The organism is Pseudolactococcus raffinolactis NBRC 100932, from assembly GCF_001591765.1.
In the GTDB taxonomy this organism is placed as follows: Bacteria; Bacillota; Bacilli; order Lactobacillales; family Streptococcaceae; genus Pseudolactococcus; species Pseudolactococcus raffinolactis.
In genome coordinates, this window is sequence record NZ_BCVN01000008.1 from 1 (window position 1) to 11,290 (window position 11,290).

Here is an 11,290-nt window from a genome sequence, read left to right on the forward strand (position 1 = left end):
TTAAGTTTACTTTTTCTTAATATTTATACGTTTTATAATACTTAGTTAAAGATACACCAATTTCTACACTTTTATTTTGACACTTTACTTATACAATTGCTAGATATTTCATAAAAAAATATTATTTTCTTGCTTTTGACAAAAAAAGTTCATTCTAAATCAAAAAAAACGACTAGATTTTTTTTAATCGTTTCGTTTCCTTACCCATGCTCATGCACGTATGTGCCATCTAAGATTTTTCATTAGATACCATTGTCACGGCGAGTACTTTTTTATGAAAATCAATGTCTCAACTAAAATACTCTGATCAGATTTCAAAATTCTCTTTCTTGAAATCCGCATAGTATCGTCCTTTATGCGCTGTAAACTTCAGCACACAATAATCTGGATCAGTCACGCCTTCTGGATAGTACATCGTGTCACCTTCTCGCCAGATCATCTCTTTGGATTCATCGTCGGTGAGCACTTCCATCATATCAATTAACTACACACCACGAAATAGTTGCTCGTCACAAAAATAAATACAAGCCTTCGGGTTCTCCAGATATTGTGTTACTCGCATAGATGATGTATTGGTTGTGAACCAAAATGTGCTGATGCCTTCTCGTTTCCGAGGAGACAGCATGGCTTTCATATTTGGAAAACAATCTTGGTCCATCGATCCGATAAATGATACGCTCTGTTTGTCAATTAAGTTGCCAATCGTTTGTTCTGGGTTTTTCATCATGATTTTTTACTACTGTTTAGAATTTTAACATTGATAGCACTGTGCATGATATATTTGGTTAGCTCTCTATTAACTTTGCCTCCTTTCGTTTGCCTACTGTAATATAGTAAAATTTCAAGAATCGCTCTAAAACAACCTTATGTTGATGGTATGCTTTTCAAAATAATTTATGACTGTTTAATCGTTTCTTCCTTTCTTTAGCCCATTTGGCAAAATCAATTATATCTTTTTCAATTTCATCAATCTCCGGTTCATTAATAGGAGTTTCATCCGAATGAGAATGCTCATAGAATGAATATTTTGTCATAATCCTATCAATTATGTCACAATCATCTTCAGTTATAAATGCAAGTTTTTTTACTTGAGAACTTTTTATTTCTTGATTATACCTAGTAACGATTTTTCCTATGAGCAAGTCCTCTATGCTTTTTTCAGCCAATTTTCTAAAATCTTGACAAATTTTCCAAATTGCATCAGTATATGCCTCAGTATGTATATCTTTTTTCTTTATTTCGTTGATTCTATCGTTAACTAAAGTATTTAATGCAGTAACTATTTCTTGATGATCCACTCTAGATTTAGTGGCAATTCCTTTTTTATCGTTCCTAGATACAATCTCAACGACTTCTGTATCATCAGCCTCTGTTTGAAAAAGTTTCAATAAAGATAGTCTATGAGTAAAAATAATCACTTGTCTTTTTTTTGATAATTCTGCTAATCTCTTGACAACCTTTCTCTCATAATCAACATCTAAAGATGATATTGGATCATCAAATATTAACGGATTATTTATACCACTAATTGTGTTGTCTGCCAAAAATGCTGCCATTGAAACAATTCTTTGCTCTCCTTCACTAAGAACTTCTTTCGGAGTTATTACTTCTTTACTATTAGCTATTAATACTAATCGTAATGAAACCTGTCCCTTGTTTGCTTTTCCTTTTTTTATTGCTACTTTAATTTTTCCAGAAGTTAATTCTTCAAGTTCTCTATTAAACCTTTCTATAAATGATTCAGTTAAAAGTAATTCTGTAAGTTTTTTCATGAACATAGTAACAGAAATAGTATTTGTTTTCTTTTCCGAAATTTTCAACTTATTTTTCCGTTGTATTTTCAAATTATTTTGAATAATAGTGTGAGAATTCTCTTTGTAATATTCTTTTATTTTTAATTCAATATATTCAGTCTTGAGTTTTTCTACTTCCTCAACATTTGAACTCAAGTTTAATAATTCAAGCTCTTCAATCGTAACTTTCTTCTTGTCTTTAACCAGATCTATTATTGAAAAAATTTGTGTAATATCATTCTTTTTAGCTTTTTTCAAATCACTAATTTGATCAAAAATGGATCTATAAACAGATAAAATCTTATCGGCTGTATCATTTTCAAAGTCTACTCTTTTAATATCAGATATAAAATCTTCAACACTCTTTAACACAAAGGGAAGAGTCACACATTGTTTTATATTAATTTCAGTTTGTATTATATCTTGATTAATTTCACTATTCACATAAGAATCAATAGTCTGATATCTTTTCGCAACTTCACCCGTTAACTTTTGACCACACAAACTACAATTACATTGATTTTCTTGCAATATAGAAAATTTCCTTGCATATGACCATAATAGTTGCCACTCTTTACTTTCTACTATTGCATCATCAATATCTTTTGTTGTACTTAAAAAACTTTTCTTCAATTTATCCTGAATATTTTTTTGAAACTTCAGCTTTTCGCTAAGTTTTATAAAACTATCAATTCTTTCTTCAGTATAAAAAGTTGAACATTTATCAAGAAATTCTAACAACGAATTACAAGATATTATGATTGCATCCAGTTGTTTTTTTCGATTTCGAGTATCAGTTTCTTGAAAAAATATATTTAGTTTATTCAATCTTACTTCATCATTTTTATCATATGATGTATAAAGAACTTCCGGTACTTCTTTGATGCCTTTAACATACTTTATATCAATTCCCATATAATTCTTCGGAGTTAATAACTCCTCACATTCAATGGTTTTTATTTTTTCCTGAATATTTTGTCTAATAAAATCCATTACTTGAATCAATTTAGTGAAATAAGTTAGAAGTATTGGCTGATATGAGGCAACATTATTCTGTGTAATATACCCCTCTGAAACATATGTATCAAAGATACTAACTGGAAGAATTTTATCTTCTTTATCTATTCCCTCAAACGATTTTTGAATTACATTGTTTTCATCATTAACAGAAAATTCCACTTTGGCTCTAGGAATTTCAGAATTTGTACTAAATACATTTCCCAAAATTTTCTCTTTATGAGGGCTGTTTGTAAAACCTTTCAAAACTCTCACATAACCCGATTTTCCAGCACCGTTTAAACCATAAATGATTGTCGGATTTTCTTGTGAAAACACTAAGGGGGTCTTATCATAAAGGGCATTGACGTTTTTAGTTTCATTAATTTACAATAGGAGAATTTTATCACTTATACCATTAAGATTAAATCGGTCGATATTTAATTTTTGATTCTCAAAAATAGTATCATTTATGAGTGAGTCCATTATCTCATCAAGAAAGTCATTATCAATTTTTTTCTCTTCAAAAATTCTAATCAGTATTTTTACTACCCATGGTTCCTGCTTTTCAACCCATTCTTCTATTTCTTGATTTACAGTGAATTTCATGACTCTTCTTCCTTCCTTAGATATAGTTTCTATTTTACTTATTTTAAATATAAATAGCAAGTTATATTATTTTATATTAAAAAAACAATTTTTTATATCAATTATGATTTCCAGATATTTAGGAAAATATTTTTAGTGAAATTGAAAAAAATACCTCTATTAGTTCAACAGAGATATTTTTCCTATTATTAAATTTACTGAAATACCCAGATTTTGGCGAGACTTTTTGCGGGGGACTAAGTCAGTTTAACCAATTTTGAGCCTTTTACAACTCGTAAACCCTTTTAAATCAGCGTTGAAGTTTCAAATTTATTGACTTCGTTATTCCCACTCAACAGTAGCTGGTGGCTTAGCCGTAATATCATAGACGACGCGGTTAACACCTTTAACTTCATTGGTGATACGACGTGAAACCTCAGCGAGGACTTGCCAGTCGATTTCAGCGAAGTCAGCGGTCATCCCATCAATAGATGTAATGGCACGAATGGCGATAACTGTATCATAGCTACGGAAGTCACCAGTTACACCAACTGAGCTAACACCTGTATCGACAGTGAAGTATTGCCAGATTTTCTCGTTGAGGCCTGCTTTTGCGATTTCTTCACGAAGGATCAAGTCTGAATCACGGACTTTTTCAAGGCGTGGTTCTGTAATTTCACCCATGATACGGATAGCAAGACCTGGACCTGGGAAAGGTTGGCGCCAAACAAGATCGTGTGGCATGCCAAGAACTTCACCAAGTTCGCGGACTTCATCTTTAAAGAGTTTGTTCAATGGCTCGATCAGCTCAAACTGCATATCTTCAGGCAGTCCACCAACATTATGGTGACTCTTGATTGTTTGTGCTGTATCTGTACCAGATTCGATGACGTCAGTGTAAAGTGTGCCTTGGGCAAGGAAGTCGACACCGTCAAGTTTTGAGGCTTCATCGTCAAAGACTTCGATAAATTCATTGCCGATGATTTTACGTTTTTTCTCAGGATCAGCAACGCCAGCTAGTTTGCTCATGAAGCGTTCTTTGCTGTCTACTTTGATGATGTTGAGGCCGAATTTGCCGCCCAAGTCGTTCATGACTTGTTCTGCTTCGCCTTTACGGAGTAAGCCATGGTCAACGAAGATAGATGTCAATTGATCGCCGATGGCACGTTGCAAGAGCACGCCTACGACTGATGAATCGACACCGCCAGAAAGACCAAGCAAGACTTTTTTATCGCCGACTTTTTCGCGAATTTCTTTGATTTGTTGGTCTACGAAACCAGCCATTGACCAGTCGCCAGATGCTTGCGCGATGTTCTTCACGAAGTTTTCAATGATGTCGTGACCATATTCGCTGAGGGTTGTTTCAGCATGGAATTGCACGCCATAAAGGCCTTTTTCATCATTTGCAATGGCTGCAATTGGTGTTTTATCGGTATGGGCCGCAATTTTAAAACCTTCTGGTAGGACAGTGACGTTATCAGAATGGCTCATCAAAACAGTTTGCTCAGCGGGTGTGCCTGCAAGCAATTTAGATGTGGCATCAAGGTTAATTTTGGTTGGACCAAACTCTCCATTACCTGGGTTAGCTTCTACTTTTCCCCCTAGTTTTTGAGTCATGAGCTGCATGCCATAACAAATGCCCAAAACGGGAACGCCAAGCTCAAATACACCTGGATCAATATCAAAAGCGTCATCTTCATAGACTGAGTTAGGACCGCCTGAAATGATAATGGCTTTAGGATTGTAGGCTTTGATCTCGTCGAGGGTCATTTTATGGCTTTTCAGCTCAGAAAAGACGCCAAATTCACGAATCCGACGGGTAATCAATTGGTTGTACTGGCTACCGTAGTCGAGGACGATGATTTTCTGCATCTCTTGCTTATCTGTGGTTGTCAAAGTAGAACTCCTTCTCTTATGTTGCAAAAATTAGATTACATCTATTTTACCAAAAAAAATGCCCTTTTGCATTTTTATTTTTGGTGGTAGACCTTAGTCTTCTCTTAATTTGTCTAGTGTGGTTTGGAAAAGTTTCGGTGGATCTTGCTCGAACGCTAACCATTGGTGTGTCCTTGGGTGTTCAAATCCTAGCATTTGTGCATGTAAAAACTGACCATTGTTAGGTTTTAAGGCATTTTTCGGTCCGTATAAAGGATCACCTGCCACAGGATGGCCGATATAGGCCATGTGCACACGGATTTGATGGGTGCGGCCTGTCTCTAGGGTCAAACTGACCAAGGTAAAATCACCAAAACGCTCTAGCACTTCAAAATGAGTCAAGGCAGGCTTGCCACCGGCGATAACAGCTTGCTTTTTGCGATCCTTGGCATTGCGGCCTATCGGTGCTTCAATGATGCCACGGTCATTAAGTAAGTTACCATGGATAATGGCAAGATAACGACGTTTCGACGTGTGATCTTTAAGCTGAGCGGCTAGGAATTCATGCGCTTGGTCATTTTTAGCGACCATTAACAGGCCACTGGTATCCTTATCGATACGGTGCACAATGCCAGGTCTGATCACGCCATTGATGCTTGACAGGTTGGTCATGTGATACATCAATGCGTTAACGAGAGTGCCCGTTTGATGACCTGCTGAGGGATGGACGACCATGCCTTGTGGTTTATTAATCACGGCGACATCATCATCTTCATAAACGATGTCAAGTGGGATGTTTTCCGCTTCATAGGACAAGACTTCAGGCTCAGGGATGTCAAATGACACGATGTCATTTTCTAACACTTTGTATTTGGCTTTTTTGATTTGACCATTGACCAAAACAGCATCTGCTTTAATCAGGTCATTGGCCTGAGTTCGTGATACCTCTGAGTTATCTGAGATGGCCTTGTCAAGTCGCAATCCTGCGGACTGGGCTTTAATTTTTATTTTCAATTTATCTTAACCTTCATCTTTTTCTATCAAAATACCAATAAAGAGCACTACGAATCCTATCGACAGCAAAATATCTGCTACATTGAAAATAGGAAAGTTGATAAAGTCGAGCTGGAACATATCAACGACGTAGCCTTGGCGCACTCGGTCAATAAAGTTGCCTAAGGCACCTGAAATGATCAAGGTTAGGCCAATGCCATACCAATTTTTTGACAGATTTTTGAGCCAAAACCAGATAGCGACTGCCAAGACGATCACAGTCGTCAAGACAAAGAACCATTGCTGACCTTCTAAGATAGACCAGGCCGCACCGTTATTGCGCAGATGAGTCAGTGACAAGATGCCATTGATGACAGACTTTTGCTCTGATAATCTAAGATTTTTGACGATGGCCATCTTGACGATTTGGTCAAGGACAATGCCTAATATAATCACGATTGGTAAACTTATTTTTTTTAACTTCATTGTTTCATTATACCAAAAAAAGCAAGCATCTGCTTGCTAAATTTGCCAATTAAGGGGTTAGACTATTTCAACTGTGCAGATTTAACGCCACCCTCAATCGCCTCATCAAAGATAAAGGAACCGTTTGATGTCCGGTCGAGCAGATTTAAGTCTGGTAAATTGATTTCAAATAATTTATCAGTTTGTGATAGGACTTGTAGCATTTGTAATTCTTGGTCAGTTTCAGAGAATAAATCGCCTCCGTAGACGTTTTTCACTGTACCTGAGGCAAATACTTTATGTGGTGCTTTTTTGAGGTCACGAAGTATTTGTAAGCCACGACCTGCACGGCTTTTAGCTGGAATTTCATTGAAATTTACACGTTTCAGAGACCCACGCTGCGTCAAAATATAGAATGAATCGGTATCAGCAAAATAACTTGCAACGACAAAATCGTCGTCTTTCAAGTTAATAGATTTAACACCAGCAGCTTTTGCACCAACAACTGGTACATCTTGCGATGAGAATCTCAAGGCATAGCCATTATAAGTCACCAACATCACATCAGCATTTTGATCAAAGTCTACTGAAACAACCCGATCATCAGCCTGCTTGAATTTGGCATACTGCGCAGATTTTGAGCGATAAGTTCGCCAAGGTTTGAAGTCAGCGAGCGCTACTTTTTTAATCAAGCCAAATTTGGTCGACACCATAAGCTCACGAGACTCTAGATCAAAATCATCTAAGATTTGGACGAATAGAATTTCTTCCTCTTGAGAAAAGTTATTGACCAAGGAAGAGCTGTGCGTACCAATATCTTTCCACTTAATATCATCCAACTCATGAATTGGTCGATAGATGACATTACCAAAGGTCGTGAACATCAGCAGATGCTGCGTGGTTACCGCAGGTTGATGGAAAATCAGGCGATCATCCCCACGTTTGCCGATTTCTTCCAGTTTAGAGGCTGAAAAACTACGTGGCGTTGTGCGTTTGACATAGCCGGAACGTGTCACGCTGACAATCGTTTCTTCTTTAACGATGAGTGAGGCAGCTTGAACTTCAACTGCGACCACTTCATCCACCAAAATACTTTTACGAGGTTGCCCGAATTTCTTTTTGACTTCGCGCAATTCACGCTTCATCACATTAAACATCGTTTTTTCATCATTGATGATGGCGGACAATGTTGTGATGCGCTCTTTGAGCTCCGCTTCTTCACTTTGCAAAGTGACCACATCTGTATTTGTCAAACGATACAGTTGTAAAGTCACGATGGCTTCGGCTTGGGGTTCAGTAAAATCATAAGAAGCCATCAAGTTTTCTCTGGCATCCGCTTTATTATCACTGGCACGGATGAGGGCAATGACTTCATCCAAAATGCTCAGAACACGAATCAGACCTTCGACGATGTGCAGACGTTTTTCTGCCTTATTACGATCATAGATAGAACGTGAGCGGATGATGTCGCGTTTGTGGCTGATATAGCTTGATAAGATCGGGACTATCCCAACTTGACGCGGTGTGGCATTGTCAATCGCAACCATATTGAAGTTATAATTGACCTGTAGATCGGTATATTTGAGCAGATAATTTAAAATCAGCTCAGCATCCGCATCTTTTCTCAGCTCAATCGCAATCCGTAAGCCATCTCGGTCAGATTCATCACGGACTTCCGCAATACCTGCTACTTTAGCATTGACCCGGACATCATCGATTTTTTTGACCAATGTTGCTTTGTTCAGCTCATAAGGAATTTCAGTGACGACGATTTCTTTTTTACCGCCCTTGAGTTCTTCAATCTTGGTTTTAGACCGGACAACAACCTTGCCTTTACCAGTTTCATAAGCTTTTTTGATTTCAGACTTGCCTTGGATTGTAGCACCTGTTGGGAAGTCTGGGCCAGGTAGGAAGTCCATCAACTTATCAACGGTCGCAGTCGGATGGTCGATCATATAGACTGTGGCATCAATGACTTCACTTAAATTATGCGTCGGTATATCCGTCGCGTACCCAGCTGAAATCCCTGTTGAACCATTGACCAAGAGATTTGGAAAACTGGCTGGTAAAACGGTCGGCTCTTTTTCGGTATCATCAAAGTTCCAAGCGAAGGGCACGGTATCTTTGTCAATATCTTGTAAGAGGTAGGCCGAAATTTCAGATAGGCGCGCCTCGGTATAACGCATGGCTGCGGGTGGATCACCATCCATTGAGCCGTTATTTCCGTGCATTTCGACGAGGACTTGGCCCATTTTCCAGTCCTGTGAGAGGCGAACCATGGCATCATAAATCGAACTATCGCCGTGGGGGTGATAGTTACCCATGATATTTCCGACTGATTTGGCAGATTTCCGATAGCCCTTATCAAAGGTGTTACCGTCTTTATTCATCGAATAGAGAATCCGGCGCTGAACAGGTTTCAAGCCGTCCCGAATATCCGGTAAGGCGCGCTCCTGTATGATATATTTAGAATAGCGACCAAATCGGTCGCCCATAATCTCTTCTAGAGAGAGTTTTTGTACATTGCTCATAGTTTTTTCTTTTTCTTTTTATATGATTTCAGAGAAATTTTCGATGTCTTCTTTGGTTCCAACGACATAAAGAACATCGCCCAAGCCGATTTTCGTATTGTGTTTACCAATCGTTGCCGTGCCATCTGCTTTCTTTACAAATGCGACATTGACGTGATACTCTTGGGTCAGGTTAGCTTGAAAGAGGTTGAGACCATCGAATCTGATATTTCTGACGGCAATCTTGGCAAATGAGTAGTCATCTGATAGATCTAGATATTCAGAGATATCTGGATGTACTAGATTATCAGCAACCCGATCTCCAGCATCTTTTTCAGGCTGAATAATCTTATCCGCGCCAATTTTCGACAAGACCTTGATTTGTACATCTGTTGTTGCTTTGGCCACCACGTTTTTAGCACCAGCCTCAATCACGATCATGGTCGTCAAAATACTGGCTTGTACGTTTCTGCCAATGGCAACTACCACACCGTTAAACTTATCAATTTCAACATTCTTTAACACACGCTCATCCGTCGCATCCGCGATCATGACGTGTGTGGCAATATCTTTGTAGTCATCAATTTTTTTGGCATCAGTATCTATGGCCACAACTTCGTGACCATTTTTGACTAAACTTTTCACGACGCTAGAGCCAAATCGACCCAAGCCAATCACACAAAAACTTTTCATCTCATATTCTTTCTTTAAAGTGCCGGTAAGTTAAGTCAAACCTTAGCCAACAACTATTTCTTCTTCAGGATAACGAATCAATTCTTCATCTATCTTAGCATGACTACCAAGGGCATAAATGACAGTCATAATCCCTATTCGACCAATAAACATCAAAACCATAATTAAAATTTTACCAATGGCAGTCAAATCGGGTGTCAAACCTAAAGACAAACCAACTGTTGCAAGCGCTGAAATGACTTCAAAAAAGACATATTCAATCCCATTATTCAGTGGTAAATTTTCTGTTATCAGTAAAACAAAAGAGAAGCTAAAGATAATGGCCAAATAGATAAAGATAATCTCATAGACACGGCGAATAATCCGACGTGGAATTTGTCTTTCGTGATAAATCGTTTTGAAACGATTGCTAAAAATATAGCGAATATTCATCACTAGAACACCAAACGTTGTCGTTTTCACCCCACCCGCAGTCGAACCTGACGTCCCACCAATAAACATCAATACCATGGTCAAAACTAGGCTGGCATAACTCGTCGCATTATAATTACTAAAGGTAAAGCCCCCTGAACGCGGTGTGATACTCAGGAAAAAGTTTTGTGCAAAAAAAGTCATCGGATGACCATTGTACTCTTGGATATTGAGCAGACTATATAAAATCGTGCCCGTAACAACCAAGATTGCCGTCATGGTCAAGGCTAACCTAGAGTGTAGCGTGATTTTCTTGATACGGTGTAAATTAATCAAGTCAAACCAAACGATAAAACCAAAGGATCCTGATAAAATCAAAAGGCTCATGATCATCAGGACATAGGGATTATCCTTAAACTGAAACAATGACGTTTCAAATAAGTCAAAGCCAGCATTAGAATGCGCTGAAACAGCATGAAAAACACTAAACCAAATCCCTTTTGCCCAACCAAATTTAGGGACAAAATCAAGACTCAGTAAGACTGCACCGATGAGTTGCGTCACTAAAGACAGTTTGACAATGGACTTGACCAACTTATCACCGTTGTTAAAACTCGTGAAATTGTAGGCATCTCGTATCAGCATTTTTGATTTGAATGAGGGATGTTGTCCTGTCATATTTAACAAGAGCACCAAGAAACTCATAAACCCCAGACCGCCCACTTCTACCATAATCAAGATAATCACTTGACCAAAAGTATTCCAGTGGTCTGCTGTATTCACAACAGCTAAGCCCGTCACACAAGTTGCTGAAACAGCCATAAAAAGACTGTCCAAGTAAGAAGTCGCTTGACCATTTTGGTCAGAAATTGGTAAGGCTAGAAAAATCGAGCCAATCAGAATCACAAATAAAAATCCGAAGATAATCATCTGTGGCGGTTTCATTTGTTTTATAAATTGAGGCAT

Annotated in this window: 9 protein-coding genes; all 9 read right to left on the minus strand. The window is 38.0% G+C overall.

Annotated features, from left to right (window positions below):
- Positions 1 to 307 precede the first annotated feature (307 nt).
- On the minus strand, positions 308 to 475 hold the full coding sequence (locus LRA01S_RS11200; RefSeq protein WP_218003133.1) for a pyridoxamine 5'-phosphate oxidase family protein: 168 nt from the start codon (positions 473 to 475) through the stop codon (positions 308 to 310).
- 409 nt (positions 476 to 884) lie between these two features.
- A complete protein-coding gene (locus tag LRA01S_RS04120; protein WP_061774351.1) occupies positions 885 to 3,128 on the minus strand; it encodes an AAA family ATPase in 2,244 nt (747 codons plus the stop codon).
- A 48-nt stretch (positions 3,129 to 3,176) separates the two neighbouring features.
- The gene (locus LRA01S_RS04125) at positions 3,177 to 3,398 is read right to left on the minus strand and encodes a hypothetical protein (RefSeq protein ID WP_061774352.1); all 222 of its coding nucleotides are present in this window, start codon (positions 3,396 to 3,398) and stop codon (positions 3,177 to 3,179) included.
- 321 nt (positions 3,399 to 3,719) lie between these two features.
- Positions 3,720 to 5,249 (minus strand): glutamine-hydrolyzing GMP synthase, encoded by a 1,530-nt coding sequence (gene guaA / locus LRA01S_RS04130; RefSeq protein ID WP_061774404.1) that lies wholly within the window; start codon positions 5,247 to 5,249, stop codon positions 3,720 to 3,722.
- A 117-nt stretch (positions 5,250 to 5,366) separates the two neighbouring features.
- Positions 5,367 to 6,260 (minus strand): RluA family pseudouridine synthase, encoded by an 894-nt coding sequence (locus tag LRA01S_RS04135; protein ID WP_061774405.1) that lies wholly within the window; start codon positions 6,258 to 6,260, stop codon positions 5,367 to 5,369.
- 12 nt (positions 6,261 to 6,272) lie between these two features.
- The gene (lspA, locus tag LRA01S_RS04140) at positions 6,273 to 6,731 is read right to left on the minus strand and encodes a signal peptidase II (protein ID WP_061774353.1); all 459 of its coding nucleotides are present in this window, start codon (positions 6,729 to 6,731) and stop codon (positions 6,273 to 6,275) included.
- A gap of 62 nt (positions 6,732 to 6,793) precedes the next feature.
- Positions 6,794 to 9,241, minus strand: coding sequence for a DNA topoisomerase IV subunit A (parC, locus tag LRA01S_RS04145; RefSeq protein WP_082785379.1), 2,448 nt, complete (start codon positions 9,239 to 9,241; stop codon positions 6,794 to 6,796).
- Positions 9,242 to 9,259: 18 nt separating this feature from the next.
- Positions 9,260 to 9,913 (minus strand): potassium channel family protein, encoded by a 654-nt coding sequence (locus tag LRA01S_RS04150; RefSeq protein ID WP_061774355.1) that lies wholly within the window; start codon positions 9,911 to 9,913, stop codon positions 9,260 to 9,262.
- Positions 9,914 to 9,955: 42 nt separating this feature from the next.
- Positions 9,956 to 11,290, minus strand: a complete 1,335-nt coding sequence (locus LRA01S_RS04155) for a TrkH family potassium uptake protein (RefSeq protein WP_061774356.1) — start codon at positions 11,288 to 11,290, stop codon at positions 9,956 to 9,958.